The following is a 14,194-nucleotide window of genomic DNA, read 5'->3' as shown; positions in this document are numbered from 1 at the left end:
CTCGAACCTTGTTGCTTCGGCATGGGCACCCTGACAGAGGTGCTGGGCAATAACTGGCATTGAGTTGATCTGCGTCGACTGCCGCACCTGCTCATGACGCGTCTGGTGGCCTCTCTCAAACATCTCACTACGATATATCGCCCCCTGCCAGAGGAGCGGGATCATCTTCTCGAACCGCAATGACCTACGCCTGCGCACGGAAGAGGGGGCTGCGGGTCATATGATCGGCTTTGTCGGAGAGGGATGGCACACGTATCGGCATGCGGTGACGAACAAGCCTCGCTGTTCATCCATATGATCGGGTCTGCTTGCGCGAAAAACCTGCCTGGCTGGAAGGGTGTGTCGGTTACGGCGCGTGGCCGTGGAGCGCTCTCGCCTAGGTGTTCCCCCCAATGAGTGAGCGCAGCCCGACCATGACAACCGCCGCGACCTGTTCCAGGCTTGAGCAGCTCGCGCCATCACGGGCCGCAGCCGACATACCAGCCATCGTCACGGTCAGGACATCGGTTACCATCGGCGCTACCTGTGGCGCCGTGCGGGCGATCAGGGCCTCAAGCTTTTCACGACGAGCCCGGGCGATGCGCAGAGCGATGCCTCTCCCCTCATTGCTGCGATCGGCACGTAAGGCCTCAAGGATCAGGCACCCGGCCCGATCGCTGCAGGCTGTGTAAGTACGCGCAGCGTCCCCCAGCAACTCGGCAATACTGTCGATGACAGGACGGTCGTCGCGAAAGAAGATGTTGAGAGGCAAGATCTCAGCGGCATAGGCCTCAGCGATCCTCTCGAAATAGGCGGCCTTGCTGCCAAACGCGGCGTAGAAGCTGGCCGGTCTGATCCCGAGTGCCTCAGTGATGGCGGCAATGCCCAGCGCCTCATAGCCATGCGTGTGGAACAGCGCGCGCCCAGCGGAGAGAGCCTCTTGCGGGTCGAACCGGCGGGGACGACCTCGTACGGCCTTCGACGATAATTGATCGGTCACTCAAAAACCCTTGACGATAATCCTGCATTAATTATGTAGCGTTCGATCAATAAATTCAAGGAGCGCCTCATGTCAGGTTCGACAGCACGTAAAGTCCTGATCATCGGCGGTAGTCGAGGGATCGGGGCAGCGATCGTCGGGAGGTTTGCGGCGGAAGGCGACGACGTCTCGTTCACCTGGTCGGGCTCGCGGGAAGCGGCAGAAGCAGTCGCGGCCGGAACCGGCGCACGCGCCATCCGCAGCGATGCCTCGGACCGTGATGCAACGATTACCCTGTTGCAGAATACGGGGCCGCTCGATGTTCTCGTCTATAATTCCGCCGTACTGCTGCCGGGCGATCCACTGACCCTGGAGCCCGATTCCGTCGACCATCTGATCGACGTGAATATCCGCGGCCCGTATTTCGCCTCCGTCGAGGCGGCGCGGCAGATGAAGAAGGGCGGACGGATCATCCTGATCGGCTCGGTGCACGGGGACCGTATGCCATTCGAGGGGATCACAGCGTATGGAATGAGCAAATCGGCATTGCAGGGCCTTGCGCGCGGTCTCGCCCGGGATCTTGGCGCGCGCGATATTACGGTAAACGTGGTGCAGCCCGGGCCAACGAACACGGATATGAACCCCCATGATGGCCTCCTCGCACAAGCAATGCATGACGAAATGGCGCTCAAGCGCCACGGCACAGCAGAGGACGTAGCTTATCTGGTCGCCTATCTCGCGGGTCCGCATGCGCGCGGGATAACGGGCGCCATGCACACGATCGATGGCGGTTTCGGCGCATGAGCGAGGCGGTGCTCTTTGTAATCTATCGCGGTGCTTCAGATGATCGTTTCGACCGGGAATATTACAGCGCTCATCACCTGCCTCTGGTGAGGGGCGCCTTTGCGCCCCATGGGCTCGTGTCGCTCGCCGCATTCTATCCGGCGCAGGATAATCCCGGGACGATCGCCCTGTGCGAATGTCGCTTCGCAGATGCGTCGAGCATGGAGCGCGCATTCGGCAGTCCGGAGGCTTCGGCCGTCATGGCCGATATTCCGCGGTTTACTGATCTCCAACCGTCCCGCCTGCGCGCTATCTCTCTCTGAGGACCTGACATGAGTGATGAGAAACCATGGTCGCATGCGCCATTGCGCAATATTCGCCGGGGGCATTTCTGGATCCCGGGAGAGCGCGTGACCCATTCCGGGCGGCGCTATCAGCGCGCGCCCATGTATGTGGAGTGGGAGGCACCCGAACACGTCATTCACCCCTATCCGATCATCCTGATGCATGGAGGCGGGTTTCAGGGCACGGAGTGGTTCGACACGCCTGATGGTCGGCCGGGATGGGCGCAGCGTCTGGTCGAGGCAGGCTACGTCGCCCTCGTGATCGACCGGCCGGGACATGGGCGCTCTCCCCTGCATACGGAAATCACCGGTGCGATGGGACCGCCGTTTTCCTATGAAGCCGCGCGTCAGATCTATTTTCCCCAAGCCGACCCGCGCCATACGCAATGGCCGTTTGACGCGGATGATGAGGGTGCGCTTGACGCATTTGTTGCGGGCTACGGCCCATTGCCCGCTGATCTCTGTACTTCCCAGACGATGGACGCCGACCGGATCGCGGCACTTCTGGACAGGATCGGTCCCGCGATCCTGCTCACACATTCTGCCTCGGGCCCGGATGGCTGGCTTGTCGCCGATAGAAGACCCGATCTCGTACGGGGCATTATCGCCATCGAGCCGATGGGACCGCCTTTCGCAACCATCCCCAATATCGGCCCGATGACCTGGGGCATCGCCGCAGCGCCGCTCGCCTTCGAACCGCCTGTGCAGGATGCGACAATGCTGCACGCGACAAAGCCTGGAACATATCGTCTACCGTCTCTGGCTGGGAAGCCGATCCTGATCGTCACCGCCGAGGCCAGCGCGTTTGCAGCGGCAAGCCCGCCAACCGCCGCATTTCTCAATGACGCGGGGGCCTCTGCCACAGTGATGCATCTTCCGGATCATGGGGTGCATGGTAACGGGCATGGGCTGATCTACGAAAAAAACTCCGACGCAGCGCTGGCTCCTGTGCTGGCCTGGCTTGCATCGAATTTAGAGGTGTCAGCATGAAAATTGCCCTGATCGGCCTTGGTGCGATGGGTCGCGCCATCGCCACCAATCTGGTGCATGACGGCCATGACGTTTGTGCCTGGACGCGCTCGGGCCGCACGGTTGAAGGCGTGGCTGCGTTGCAGACACCGGAGGAGGCGTTCAACGCCGATGTCGTTCTGACGCTCCTGTCGGATGATGCGGCCATCCGCTCGGTGATCGTCGATCCGGGTTTGGTGTCACGCGCCCCCTCCGGTGTGATCCATGTCGTCATGTCCACGATATCGGTCGCATTTGCACGCGAACTGACAGAGCTTCACGCCCTATACGGAATGGCCTACGTAGCGAGCCCTGTCCTTGGCAGGCCCGATGTTGCGGCAGCAGGCGCATTGCAGATACTTGCGGCTGGCGGCGCAGTCCATCTGGACAGGCTTGCACCCGTATTTGCGGTTCTGGGCAGGCGTGTCTGGCCAATGGGGGAAGATCCCTCCGGAGCTTACGCGGCCAAGATCGCCTGCAATATGATGATTACCATGGCCATCGAGGCAATGGCCGAAGCTGTCGTGCTGACCGAGGCCAGCGGTGTCTCGCGTGAGGCATTTTTCGACCTGATTCTCAACACGTTGTTCGGCAGCAGATCCTATCAGGTCTATTCCGGGAATATTGCGAAACGGGTCTATGAACCCGGCTTCCGGGCCAGCCTTGGCCTGAAGGATCTGAGATTAGCGACAGAGGCAGGCTCCGCAGTAGGGCATGAACTGCCAATGCTGGCAGCGGTCTTCAAACGGATGGGAGAGGCTATCGCCGCCGGACATGGAGAAAAGGACTGGTCTGTCATCGCGGCTCAGACGCTGGGAGAAGCGAAGGAGAATCATTAAGGCGCTTCCGCCCTATGGAACAGGCATGGGCGGGGGGTCAGGCGTAAGGGTCGCGATCCCAGGAGGATCGACCTTGCGCGGACCAAGTGTATGAGAGGATGACTGGCAGATTGTCCCCTAGTGAGGAACCTTCCCTGCCCGCCTCCTGAGTAAGCCGGGTTATCGTCCGCCCATGAATGGATCCATACCCTGCAGCGACAAAGATCGTGATCGGGTTGATCATGGGACGCTGCCCCATTCCCTGCCAAAGGGCCATCGCCCTTCGGAAACCCTCAACGAGATCTCAGGATTTGAGGAGAGAGGAGACGACCTGCTCCAGAAGGGCCTGCTCGGCCTCTCCGAACCTGGCGGGCTCGGGACTGTCGATATCCAGCACACCCAGCAAAACGTCGTCCTTGATCAGAGGCAGAACGATTTCCGACGCCGACGCCGCATCGCAGGCAATATGCCCGGGGAAGCTATGTACGTCATCGATCCGCTGGATACGCTTCTCGACTGCAGCCGTACCACACACCCCACGCCCCAATGCAATGCGCGTGCAGGCCACACGCCCCTGAAACGGGCCGAGCACGAGTTCACCCTCTTTCATAAGGTAGAACCCGGCCCAGTTGATACGCGGTAGAGCCTCGAAAAGAACGGCAGCGATATTGGCCATATTGGCAATGAGATCGCTCTCTGCGGCCACGAGCCCCTCGACTGAGGAAAGAATATCGGCCTGGGTCAGTTTCAGGTCAGGGGCGCTCATTGCACGGTCACTTTCTGGTCTTGAGATTTAAGGGCGGGCCTCCCAGATCCGGCACCGTGACCGCAACCTGTCATACCGTCTTGAAGACGATATACCCCGCGACGACAAAGATAAGGGCTGCAAAGACCAGCTTCAATGTTGCCCCCGATCCCTGCCCCATCGCGCGCGCCAGCCTCGTGCCGATCACGCATCCAGCTACGCCGCCAAGAATGAACCATAATGCCAGTGACCAGTCGACCAGACCCGATAGGGCATAGCTTGCCGCTGTCGTGACCCCGAAGGCCGCGACGGCAACAAGAGACGTCCCGACCGCATTCAGAACCGGCATATGGGTAGCCGCCATCAGGGCCGGTACGATCAGAAATCCGCCCCCAATGCCAAAAAACCCGGACAACCCGCCGGTGCACAGGCCGAACAGCCCGACCTTCCAGACATTATCCCGGTTGCAGGCTGCCCCGGGTATGCCCTGATCATGGCGTCCACGGATCATGGCGATACCAACAAGAACCATCAGAGCCGCAAAGAGGAGCAAAAGGCGCTGACCATCCATCGCCTTGCCCAGATGCGCCCCCAGGGCCGCGCCAATCATTCCGGCGGGCGCAAAAAATCCGGCGCACCGCCATTTGACAGTGTGCTCTCGCGCATGGGTCACGAGCCCCGCCAGTGCATTGATGGCAACGGCGAAGGCACTCGTGCCGATGGCGACATGGGGGTTGCGTACCCCCACCAGATAGATGAGCAACGGGACCGCGAGAATCGACCCGCCGCCGCCGATAAGCCCGAGAACGAGCCCGACCAGACTGCCTGAGGCCAGAGCGGGCACAATCGGGGCCGACAGGACGCCGCCTGACAGAATCAGGTCAGGCGTGAGAGAGGACGCGACCATGAGAGAGGCTCAGCCCTCGCTCTTCTTTCCCGGGCGCACGAGAAACTCACGCCCCTTGAGCATGAACTCCCAGTACAGGAGAGGCATGATCTTTTCCTTGAGGAACCACGCCAGACGGGTTGGTTTCTTGCCGTCCAGAATCCAGCTCGGCAGGGTCGGAAGCAGCTTTCCGCCATAGCCGAATTCGGCGAGCACGATCTTGCCACGCTCGACCGTCAGCGGGCAGCCACCATAACCGTCATAAGCCGCCTCCAGCTTGCGCCCTGAAAGCTGCGCAATCAGATTTTCAACCACCACTGGGGCCTGCTTGCGCGCGGCCGCTGCCGTCTTGGCATTGCTTGTTCCGGCCACGTCGCCCACGGCGAAGACATTCGCAAATTGCGTATGCTGCATCGTATCGGGATGCACCGACACGAAGCCGTCCTGACCAGCAAGAGGTGATGTGCGAATGACATCCGGCGCCGTCTGAGGTGGCACGACGTGCAGCATGTCAAAAGCACGCTCGACTCGCTCCGTGCCTGTCTCGGTCACGCGCTCGAACGTTGCGATCTTCTTCTCGCCATCCACAGCCACGAGGCGAGATTTGAGATGCAGATCGATACCATAGCCCTTGATGTAATCAATGAGCGCCGGCACGAAATCGGCAACGCCGAAAAGACTTGGCGTAGCCGTATCAAAACCCACCTGAACACGACCCAGCACACCACGTCGACGCCAGGCATCGCAGGAGAGATACATCGCCTTCTGCGGTGCGCCCGCACATTTGATGGGCATGGGCGGCTGGGTAAACAGAGCCGTCCCCTCTTCCAACCTATTCACCAGCTCCCAGGTATAGGGAGCCAGATCATAGCGGTAATTCGAGGTGACGCCGTTCTTGCCCAGCGTCTCGGTCAGGCCCGGAATGGCCGCCCAATCGAGCTTGAGGCCGGTTGCGACCACCAGTGCTTCGTAATGCACCACGCTGCCGTCGCCCAGCGCGACCTGATTCTGGTCCGGCTGGAAGCCCGTCACTGCCTGACGGATCCAGTTGGCACGCGCAGGAATAAGCCCGACTTCCGAACGCCTCGTCTGACCCGCCTGAAACACGCCGCCCCCCACAAGGGTCCAGCCAGGCTGATAATAATGCTCGGTCGAAGGCTCGATGACGGCCACCAGCAATTCCGGCCTGCGTCGTAACAGGCTGGCCGCGCAGGCCAGACCACCCGCGCCGCCGCCCACCACCACCACATCGTAGTGCTGGGATTTCGGAGCGGTCTCTTCCGGCTGGGTGGAGGCCAGTTCGAACAGATCCGACGCGCGACGGCCCGAGCGGCAATAAGCCAGAACCTTTCCCGTATGATCCGGCCCGATCATTTCCGACAGGGTGCGCCGCATGACCGACACGCTATGGGCATCGGGTGTCGCGCCCATACGCACGGGAATATAGGCAAAGGCGAGCCCGCATTTCTCGGCGGCCACACCCAGATCGGCCACGCCGGGCTGATCCTTTTCCTCGCCATCCGGGCGAGTCGAGATGATACCGGTGAAGCCCTGCTCCTTGAGCGCGGGCAGATCTTCCGCCCGGATCTGGGGCGAGACGGCGAAATGGGCCGTCAGGAAGCGAAGGGACATGAGCGTACCTTTCTGTCGTCAGACTAGCATCGAACCGGCGCACGGCTCTCGACCGCTTGCGGGCTGGTTGCGCGCCGGAGGCCTGATGAGCCCACCGGTCGCGGTCCCTGGAGGTCAGAGCGTGTCGAGGGGTATCTTGATATAGCGTGTGCCGTTTTCTTCCGGTTCCGGCAGACGCCCGCCACGCATATTGATCTGGACTGATGGCATGATGAGGTTGGGCAGTGACAATGTCGCATCACGTTTCGTGCGCATGGTCACAAACTCATCCTCACTGACACCGTCATGCACATGGAGGTTGTGATCACGCTGAGCGCCGATTGTCGTCTCCCACGCATAGTAATCGCGCCCCGGCGCCTTGTAGTCATGACACAGAAAAAGCCGCGTCTCGCGTGGCAGGGAAAGAAGACGCCGTATGGACTGGTAGAGCTGTCGGGCATCCCCGCCCGGAAAATCAGCCCGCGCCGTCCCGAAATCGGGCATGAACAACGTATCGCCGATGAAAGCGGCATCCCCGATCACGAAAGCCATATCGGCCGGGGTGTGTCCCGGAACATGCAAGGCGATGGCCTGAATCGTGCCGATGTGAAAGACATCGCCATCCTTGAACAGATGATCGAACTGGGACCCGTCGCGCGCAAAGCGCGTCCCCGCATTGAAGATCTTGCCGAAGACCTCCTGCACATGGGTGATCTCGGCCCCTATGGCGAGCTTGCCGCCGAGATGTTCCTGCAACCATGGTGCCGCGGAAAGATGGTCCGCATGGGCGTGGGTTTCCAGCTGCCACACCACGGTAAGATTTTCGCTTTCTATGTAATCCAGGATGGCCTGCGCGCTGGTCGCGTTGGTCCGCCCCGAAGCGGGGTCGTAATCCAGCACGCTGTCGATGATCGCTGCCTCACGCGTGGCGGGATCATGAACCACATGCGATGCCGTAAACGTCGTCTCATCGAAGAAACTGCGTATGACAGGCAGAGGCGCCCGACCCGCATATGTGGCGTCAATCAGGGCAGTGGCCTTCGCTACCGGAGAGTCGACCATGTTGCTCACTCCATGACTTTCATATTTCTCGAATGTGTTATTTCTCATTCTGTGTAATTGTGATAGAGCCCCGCGTCAAGAATGACATGCTAGACGGGAAGATCGTTCATGAATGATCCAGAAGGGATGCCTCCGCTCCGCCTCGGGATGATGGCACCGAATTTTCGTGCCAGAACCACACGTGGAGAACTGACGCTGAGCACGCTTCGCGGGCACTGGATCGTACTCTTCTCTCATCCAGCGGATTTCACCCCGGTATGCACCAGCGAATTCATCGCTTTCGCGAAGGCGCAATCCCGGTTCGATGCGCTGGATTGCAAACTGCTCGGCCTGTCCGTGGACAGCCTGCCTTCGCATTTCGGCTGGATCGAGGCGATCAGACGTGACCTTGGGGTCGAAATCGGCTTCCCGATCATCGAAGATCCCTCGATGGCCATCGCGCGCGCCTACGGCATGCTCGATGCGCATGCGCAGGACAGCAGCACCGTGCGTTCTACATTCATCATCGCCCCCGATGGCACGATCCAGTCGATCCTGACCTATCCCCTCAGCGTCGGTCGGTCCGTGGCAGAAATCCTGCGTACGGTGCAGGCGCTGCAACGTGCCATGCAAGGCGACGCCCTCACACCGGAAGGGTGGCAACCGGGGGGAAAGCTGTTCCACCCTCCCGCTCAGACGCTGGAGGGGCTATGCGCTTCCCCGGGGGGCGTCTGGTATCACGACCTCGAGGAAGACAGCGCCCCATGAGCCGCTCAGATCGTTCCCAGCAGGACACGCTGATCGAGAGATTGCGTCTCTATGGTCAGCCACAACGCCTTGCCATCCTGTCCCTTCTGGCCCGCGAAGCCTGCAGCGTGTCGGCCATCGAGCGCGAGACCGGTATCGGACAGCCCGCCTTGTCTCAGCAACTCGGGGAATTGCGACGGGCAGGCATCATCGCCTCGACCCGCATAGCGCGCGAAGTCATCTATGATTTCGCATCCAGCGCGGAGCGTGCACGGGCCATCATCATCCTCACCCTGCTCGATCCGGCCCTGCCGCAAAACGTCAATCCCGCAGCAATCCGTTTTCCCGCACGTGGCGGGGCACATTTTGCGGCGATCCTGCCTGACTGAGAGCAACGAAATCTTGCCCAGGCCGGATGCGCGCCAGCGCCTTTCCTGCGTGAAGACGGATGCATCAGCCAGTGGGGCAGGAGCGGTTCTTCATATCGACATTGCATCAAGTTAATATAACGTTCCCGCCTGCCCCCTGCCCGTTGCGCTGCACCCATGCCATGGTCGCCCGTCTTCCCACCCCAGTGAAACGGATTCCATGACACGCGATCCTGCCATGCGCACCCGCTCCGCCTGGGCCATCGCGCTCGCCAGCCTTTTGGCCAGTTGCTCGACGGCGCCCACCGCACCGCTCAAGGCCTCTTCCCTCCCCGATGCGCGGCTTTCACTGGCCGCACCTCCCGCCTCAGCAGCCTCTCAGGCCAATGATGACCGGATCTTCGCCGTCACGCGCGCCCTCAAGGACACGCCGCGCTGGAAACTTGCGCAGAGCGATGCCGATTTGCGCCCAGAGCCTTTCCTGCGCGGCTTCTCCTGCGCGGCGGGCTTCCTGATCGATCTGGACAAAGCCCCGCATCTCGAGCAGATCCTCACCCTGATGGCTAGGGCCGAAACGGGCCGCACGTCAGAAGAGAAGCACTACTGGAAGCGCCAGCGCCCCTTCATCGGCAATGACCTGCCGATCTGCGTCTCGCGTGAGGGCGATCTGCGCAAGAGCCCATCCTATCCGTCAGGACATACCATTGCCGGATACTCCACCGCCCTCGTTCTATCGGCACTCCTGCCCGAGCGCAGCGCGGAGCTGCTGCAGCGCGGCCGCGTGATCGGAGAAAGTCGCATTATTTGTGGCGTTCACTGGGCGTCTGACGTTGCGTCAGGGTATCAGGCGGCCGGTGCGTTCGCGGTTGCGACACTGGAGAACCCGGAAATACGCGCGCTGTTACCAAAGGCCCGGGAAGAATTGCTCGCCATGAAAGCGACAGGCGTTCATCCCGAGACAGAACGCTGCGCGCTGGAGGCCGATGCCGCAGCGCACTCGCCGTTCTCGGAAGACTAGGCACCCTATTCAGGGCAACCGGACAGATCCGATTGCCCCAAGGCTCACCCGGCCCGTCCGGCGGAACAGCGCATCCGACTGACGGCGCACAGGATAGGGGGGAACGATACGATCGCGTCTTTCCCCCCTTTACTGATCCTGGCCATGGCGTTTCCAACTCCCGACCAGCCGCTGTCGTCAATCGAGGGCCGATAGCCTTCGCCCCCTGTTCGGGAGATCGCGGTCACTGCAACAGACACATACAGTGCTCTATACCGGAAGAGATGATCGGACGTGCCGCCAGCACGGCAAAGAATACAGGGCGACGCAGCTCGACGAAAAAGGGCGTGCCTTGCGGCCCGCCCTTTTCAACGCACATCGAGATTATTCAGACCTTCAGCGCGACAGGCGCCCCTGGATGAACTCACGGAAAGCAGTGACTGTGCCATCCAGAGCCCCAACAGTCTCCAGACGCAGCCCTGGCGTCAATGGCGCCTCATAAGGCGCGCTCACCCCGGTGAAATCCTTGATCCGGCCTGCGCGCGCTGCGGCGTAAAGCCCCTTCGGATCGCGGGTTTCACACACCGCAAGAGCCGTATCCACATGCACCTCGTGGAATCCCTCTCCTATGATCTGGGCTGCAAGGGCGCGATCCTCGATCAGGGGTGACACGAGTGCGACGATCACGGCCTGACCGCTTTCAGCGAGAAGGCGCGCCACGTGTGCGGTGCGGCGGATATTCTCTCGACGATCCTCGGGAGAGAAGCCGAGATCACTGCACAGACCGGCACGCAGCGTATCGCCATCGAGTACAGTCGTGCGCAGTCCCTCTGCGACAAGCTCGCTCTCCACCGCACGGGCGATAGTGCTCTTGCCCGAGCCGGGCAGGCCCGTGAGCCAGAAGACGCCTCCATCATGGCCATGCAGCGCGCGACGCTGGCCCGAGGTGACCTTGCTGGCCGTCGGATGAATGGCATGGGCGCCATCTGGCAGTTCTGCCACGCCCAGAAGCGGCGCTCCGCCCACAATGCGCTGGAAACGATCGACCAGGACACCCCTGCCATCGCTGTAACCGGGCGAGAACGGGTCGAAGAGAATGGCGTGGGACGCCACGAGCGTGATCTCGGCGAAGCCGTCGGGCGGAACCTCATCGCCGGGCGACAACGTCAGATCGTCAAGATTCACCACGGCGTCGATCGAGGCGACCGTGACGTCATGTTCGGCCGTTGCCAGACGCAGGGTAAAGCTCTCGCCAACGCGCAGCGGCTCGCCACGCAGCCAGAACAGACGCGTACGCAGGCGCGCAGTGCGAATAGGAGCCGCGCCCGTCTCTTGCGCCGGAAAGAGCAGATCACCACGATCAGGCACCAAATCGGGCTCAAGGCGCAGGGCGATCGACTCTCCGGCTCCCGCCACCGGATTTTCCGGCGCATGCCAGCGGCAGATCTCTGCCACGGTCGCCTGCTGCCCCTGCGAGCCGATCATGATCCGGTCGCCTGCACGGATGACACCGCGCTCGATACGTCCTGCGACATAGCGCACGTCATCGAAGCGATAGACATCCTGGACAGGCATGCGGAAATCGAGCGCAAGGCGCGACGCCGGAGCGGGCACGGAAGCCAGCGCCTCAACCAGCGTCGGGCCGGTATACCAGGGCGCGCGCTCAGAGCGCGTGGCGATATTATCGCCATCACGCGCGGAAGCCGGCACAAAAGCCTCAACCGTGATTTCCAGGCGGCCAAGCAGGTCGCGCACATCGGCTTCAGCCTGGCCAATCCTGGCCTGATCGAAATCGAGCAGATCGGATTTGTTGAGCAGCACGATCACATGGCGAATGCCGATGAGACGCAGCAACATGGCATGGCGGCGCGTCTGCTCCTGCGCGCCTTCAAGCGCGTCCACCACCAGGACGGCGGCCTCGGCATCGGCAGCGCCCGTGATCATGTTGCGCAGAAACTGGCGGTGGCCCGGTGCGTCGACAATGACGAATTCACGCCCGCCCAGATGGAAGGGGATGCGCGTGGAATCGACCGTCACGCCCTGGTCGCGTTCAATCTGAAGCGAGTCGAGCAGGAAGCTCCACTCCACAGCCAGACCGCGCTTGCGGCTGCTTTCTACGATCTGGGCCAGCTTGCCGTCCTGCAGACTATCCGTGTCATAGAGCAGACGACCGATCAGGGTCGATTTGCCATGGTCGACATGGCCCACAATCACGATGGGGGTAGCAGCCGCGCGCAGCGAGGCGGGAAGGTCGTTGGTTGTCATGTTGTCGCCCATAACTCAGAGATAGCCCGCAACGCGCAGACGCTCGAAAGCGTCTTCGGATTCATGATCCATGGCGCGACCGGCGCGCTCGGAGGTCTTGCTGCTTTCGAGCTCGGCAATCACCTCGGCCAGAGTCGAGGCATTGCTGTCGATGGGGCTCGTGATGTCCTGATCGCCCAATGAGCGATAGCGCTTGCCGTTCTTGGCGAAATACAGATCGACCAGGGGAATGTTCTCGCGCTCTATATAGCGCCAGATATCGATTTCACGCCATGAAAGCAGCGGATGCACACGGATATGCATGCCATCCTCATAAGGGGTGGCGTACTGGTCCCAGAATTCCGGCGGCTGGTTGCGCACATCCCAGCGATGCCCGGCACCACGCGGGCTGAACACACGCTCCTTGGCGCGCGTTGCCTGCTCGTCACGACGGATACCGGCGATAACGCCGCGAAGCTTGTGCTTCTCGATCAGGCTGGCCAGTCCGGCGGTCTTGCGCGCGGCAGAGCGCGCCGCAGGCGGGAGCGACGGATCGATCTCCTCGACCGGCGGGCAGTCGCCAAGCATCAGATCGAGATTCCACTTCTTGGTGTATTCCTCGCGGAACGCATACATTTCGGGGAATTTCTTGCCCGTATCGACATGCATGACCGGGAACGGCACACGCCCCATGAAGGCCTTGCGCGCCAGCCAGACCATGACATTGCTGTCCTTGCCCAGAGACCAGAGCAGAGAGAGCGGACGCAGCTTGCGATAGGCCTCCCGCAGAATGAAGATGCTCTGCGCCTCGAGCTGGTCGAGATCGTCCATGGCGCGCGGGGTGGCCAGGGTGGTAGCTGGGCTGGGGGGCACCAAACTCATTTTATGCTCCGTTATCGCGCAGGCAGGTGAATGCCGCATTCGGTTTTGGTCTGTCCGGCCCAGCGTCCGGCTCTTGGGTCTTCGCCTTCGGCTACGGCGCGCGTGCAAGGCGCACAGCCGATGGAGGCGAAGCCGAGACTGGTCAGGGGGTGACGCGGCAAGACGCGGCGGGTCATTTCCGCCTCGATGCGCTCGCGTGTCCAGGATGCAAGGGGATTGATCTTGGCGCGCCCGTCTTCGAGCGGCTCAACCAGCTTCATCGCCGCGCGTGTGGCGGCCTGGCCGCGTTTGCGCCCCGTTATCCACGCATCGTAATCGTTCAATGCGGCGTCCATGGGCTCGACCTTGCGCAGCGCACAACAGGCATCGGGGTCGAAATCAGCGAGCATGTCCTGCGGGTCGCGGTCCTGCAGGGCCTTGGCGGTTGGCGCAATGTTGATCACACCCGTCAGGCCGAGATGATCGATCAGCGTATCGCGATAGGCCAGGGTTTCAGGAAAATGACGCCGCGTATCGAGGAAGAAGATGGGGAAATCGGTATCGATATCCGCGATCATCGCCAGGAGTAGCGCGGACTCCGCACCAAAAGACGAGACCAGCGCCATGCGACCGGCAAGCAGCTCCATGGAGCGCACCAGAATGGAGGCTTCCGGGGTCTGTTCGAGGATATGCCGTTCTGCCTGTGTCAGGGCCATGACTGGATAATCCACATTAGGAAATCGCTTATTGCGCCGTGGGACCCGACATAATACCTCGAACCGC

15 protein-coding genes are annotated in these 14,194 nt (G+C 61.6%); 7 read left to right on the top strand and 8 right to left on the bottom strand.

The features are described 5' to 3' along the window. Window positions 1–376: 376 nt before the first annotated feature. The gene (locus tag WFJ47_RS09740) at window positions 377–979 is read right to left on the bottom strand and encodes a helix-turn-helix domain-containing protein (protein WP_336762639.1); all 603 of its coding nucleotides are present in this window, start codon (window positions 977–979) and stop codon (window positions 377–379) included. 69 nt (window positions 980–1,048) lie between these two features. Between WFJ47_RS09740 and bdcA the strand changes: the two genes are divergently transcribed. Genes bdcA through WFJ47_RS09720 form a run of 4 tightly spaced genes read left to right on the top strand, consistent with a single transcriptional unit; the run spans window position 1,049 to window position 3,932 of the window. Beyond that, window positions 1,049–1,762, top strand: a complete 714-nt coding sequence (gene bdcA / locus WFJ47_RS09735) for an SDR family oxidoreductase (RefSeq protein WP_336762638.1) — start codon at window positions 1,049–1,051, stop codon at window positions 1,760–1,762. Continuing rightward, a complete protein-coding gene (locus WFJ47_RS09730) occupies window positions 1,759–2,064 on the top strand; it encodes an EthD family reductase (RefSeq protein ID WP_336762636.1) in 306 nt (101 codons plus the stop codon). The genes bdcA and WFJ47_RS09730 overlap by 4 nt, the downstream gene beginning before the upstream one ends. A 9-nt stretch (window positions 2,065–2,073) precedes the next feature. Beyond that, window positions 2,074–3,075 (top strand): alpha/beta hydrolase, encoded by a 1,002-nt coding sequence (locus WFJ47_RS09725; protein ID WP_336762634.1) that lies wholly within the window; start codon window positions 2,074–2,076, stop codon window positions 3,073–3,075. Continuing rightward, on the top strand, window positions 3,072–3,932 hold the full coding sequence (locus WFJ47_RS09720; RefSeq protein WP_336762632.1) for an NAD(P)-dependent oxidoreductase: 861 nt from the start codon (window positions 3,072–3,074) through the stop codon (window positions 3,930–3,932). Before WFJ47_RS09725 ends, WFJ47_RS09720 begins: the two co-directional genes overlap by 4 nt. Window positions 3,933–4,215: 283 nt before the next feature. On the opposite strand, the gene WFJ47_RS09715 is transcribed toward WFJ47_RS09720, so the two are convergent. The 4 genes from WFJ47_RS09715 to WFJ47_RS09700 all read right to left on the bottom strand — a co-directional run bounded on the left by WFJ47_RS09715 (window position 4,216) and on the right by WFJ47_RS09700 (window position 8,215). Then, window positions 4,216–4,677, bottom strand: coding sequence for a GAF domain-containing protein (locus WFJ47_RS09715; RefSeq protein ID WP_336762630.1), 462 nt, complete (start codon window positions 4,675–4,677; stop codon window positions 4,216–4,218). Window positions 4,678–4,747: 70 nt separating this feature from the next. Further along, on the bottom strand, window positions 4,748–5,563 hold the full coding sequence (locus WFJ47_RS09710) for a sulfite exporter TauE/SafE family protein (RefSeq protein WP_127103633.1): 816 nt from the start codon (window positions 5,561–5,563) through the stop codon (window positions 4,748–4,750). 9 nt (window positions 5,564–5,572) lie between these two features. Beyond that, window positions 5,573–7,174: a beta-lactamase hydrolase domain-containing protein gene (locus WFJ47_RS09705; RefSeq protein WP_336762628.1), complete on the bottom strand. Its 1,602-nt coding sequence runs from the start codon at window positions 7,172–7,174 to the stop codon at window positions 5,573–5,575. Window positions 7,175–7,288: 114 nt separating this feature from the next. After that, on the bottom strand, window positions 7,289–8,215 hold the full coding sequence (locus tag WFJ47_RS09700; RefSeq protein ID WP_336762626.1) for an MBL fold metallo-hydrolase: 927 nt from the start codon (window positions 8,213–8,215) through the stop codon (window positions 7,289–7,291). A gap of 108 nt (window positions 8,216–8,323) precedes the next feature. Between WFJ47_RS09700 and WFJ47_RS09695 the strand changes: the two genes are divergently transcribed. The 3 genes from WFJ47_RS09695 to WFJ47_RS09685 all read left to right on the top strand — a co-directional run bounded on the left by WFJ47_RS09695 (window position 8,324) and on the right by WFJ47_RS09685 (window position 10,327). Next, complete coding sequence (locus WFJ47_RS09695) at window positions 8,324–8,962, top strand: peroxiredoxin (protein WP_127103630.1); 639 nt, start codon at window positions 8,324–8,326, stop codon at window positions 8,960–8,962. After that, window positions 8,959–9,330, top strand: coding sequence for a metalloregulator ArsR/SmtB family transcription factor (locus WFJ47_RS09690; protein WP_336762624.1), 372 nt, complete (start codon window positions 8,959–8,961; stop codon window positions 9,328–9,330). The genes WFJ47_RS09695 and WFJ47_RS09690 overlap by 4 nt, the downstream gene beginning before the upstream one ends. Window positions 9,331–9,529: 199 nt before the next feature. Then, window positions 9,530–10,327 carry a phosphatase PAP2 family protein gene (locus WFJ47_RS09685; RefSeq protein WP_233582236.1) on the top strand — a complete coding sequence of 266 codons (798 nt, stop codon included), beginning with the start codon at window positions 9,530–9,532 and terminating at the stop codon, window positions 10,325–10,327. A gap of 375 nt (window positions 10,328–10,702) precedes the next feature. Here WFJ47_RS09685 and cysC read toward each other — a convergent pair whose 3' ends face one another. From cysC to WFJ47_RS09670, 3 genes are all read right to left on the bottom strand, one after another. Then, the gene (cysC, locus tag WFJ47_RS09680) at window positions 10,703–12,571 is read right to left on the bottom strand and encodes an adenylyl-sulfate kinase (RefSeq protein WP_408868643.1); all 1,869 of its coding nucleotides are present in this window, start codon (window positions 12,569–12,571) and stop codon (window positions 10,703–10,705) included. A 15-nt stretch (window positions 12,572–12,586) separates the two neighbouring features. Beyond that, entirely contained in the window at window positions 12,587–13,381 is a 795-nt protein-coding gene (gene cysD / locus WFJ47_RS09675) for a sulfate adenylyltransferase subunit CysD (RefSeq protein ID WP_336762678.1), read from the bottom strand. Window positions 13,382–13,443: 62 nt separating this feature from the next. After that, a complete protein-coding gene (locus tag WFJ47_RS09670; RefSeq protein WP_127103491.1) occupies window positions 13,444–14,127 on the bottom strand; it encodes a phosphoadenylyl-sulfate reductase in 684 nt (227 codons plus the stop codon). Window positions 14,128–14,194 lie beyond the last annotated feature (67 nt).

Source organism: Asaia sp. VD9 (assembly GCF_037150015.1).
Classification (GTDB): Bacteria; Pseudomonadota; Alphaproteobacteria; order Acetobacterales; family Acetobacteraceae; genus Asaia.
This window is presented reverse-complemented; position numbering and strand designations above follow the sequence as displayed.

Excerpts from the sequence above, each read along its gene's own strand:
- WFJ47_RS09685 (WP_233582236.1), top strand. The coding sequence starts at position 9,530 with ATGACACGCGATCCTGCCATGCGCACCCGCTCCGCCTGGGCCATCGCG.
- cysC (WP_408868643.1), bottom strand. The coding sequence starts at position 12,571 with ATGACAACCAACGACCTTCCCGCCTCGCTGCGCGCGGCTGCTACCCCC.
- WFJ47_RS09690 (WP_336762624.1), top strand. The coding sequence starts at position 8,959 with ATGAGCCGCTCAGATCGTTCCCAGCAGGACACGCTGATCGAGAGATTG.
- WFJ47_RS09670 (WP_127103491.1), bottom strand. The coding sequence starts at position 14,127 with ATGGCCCTGACACAGGCAGAACGGCATATCCTCGAACAGACCCCGGAA.
- WFJ47_RS09700 (WP_336762626.1), bottom strand. The coding sequence starts at position 8,215 with ATGGTCGACTCTCCGGTAGCGAAGGCCACTGCCCTGATTGACGCCACA.
- WFJ47_RS09705 (WP_336762628.1), bottom strand. The coding sequence starts at position 7,174 with ATGTCCCTTCGCTTCCTGACGGCCCATTTCGCCGTCTCGCCCCAGATC.
- WFJ47_RS09725 (WP_336762634.1), top strand. The coding sequence starts at position 2,074 with ATGAGTGATGAGAAACCATGGTCGCATGCGCCATTGCGCAATATTCGC.
- WFJ47_RS09730 (WP_336762636.1), top strand. The coding sequence starts at position 1,759 with ATGAGCGAGGCGGTGCTCTTTGTAATCTATCGCGGTGCTTCAGATGAT.
- WFJ47_RS09715 (WP_336762630.1), bottom strand. The coding sequence starts at position 4,677 with ATGAGCGCCCCTGACCTGAAACTGACCCAGGCCGATATTCTTTCCTCA.
- bdcA (WP_336762638.1), top strand. The coding sequence starts at position 1,049 with ATGTCAGGTTCGACAGCACGTAAAGTCCTGATCATCGGCGGTAGTCGA.
- WFJ47_RS09720 (WP_336762632.1), top strand. The coding sequence starts at position 3,072 with ATGAAAATTGCCCTGATCGGCCTTGGTGCGATGGGTCGCGCCATCGCC.
- cysD (WP_336762678.1), bottom strand. The coding sequence starts at position 13,381 with ATGGACGATCTCGACCAGCTCGAGGCGCAGAGCATCTTCATTCTGCGG.
- WFJ47_RS09710 (WP_127103633.1), bottom strand. The coding sequence starts at position 5,563 with ATGGTCGCGTCCTCTCTCACGCCTGACCTGATTCTGTCAGGCGGCGTC.
- WFJ47_RS09695 (WP_127103630.1), top strand. The coding sequence starts at position 8,324 with ATGAATGATCCAGAAGGGATGCCTCCGCTCCGCCTCGGGATGATGGCA.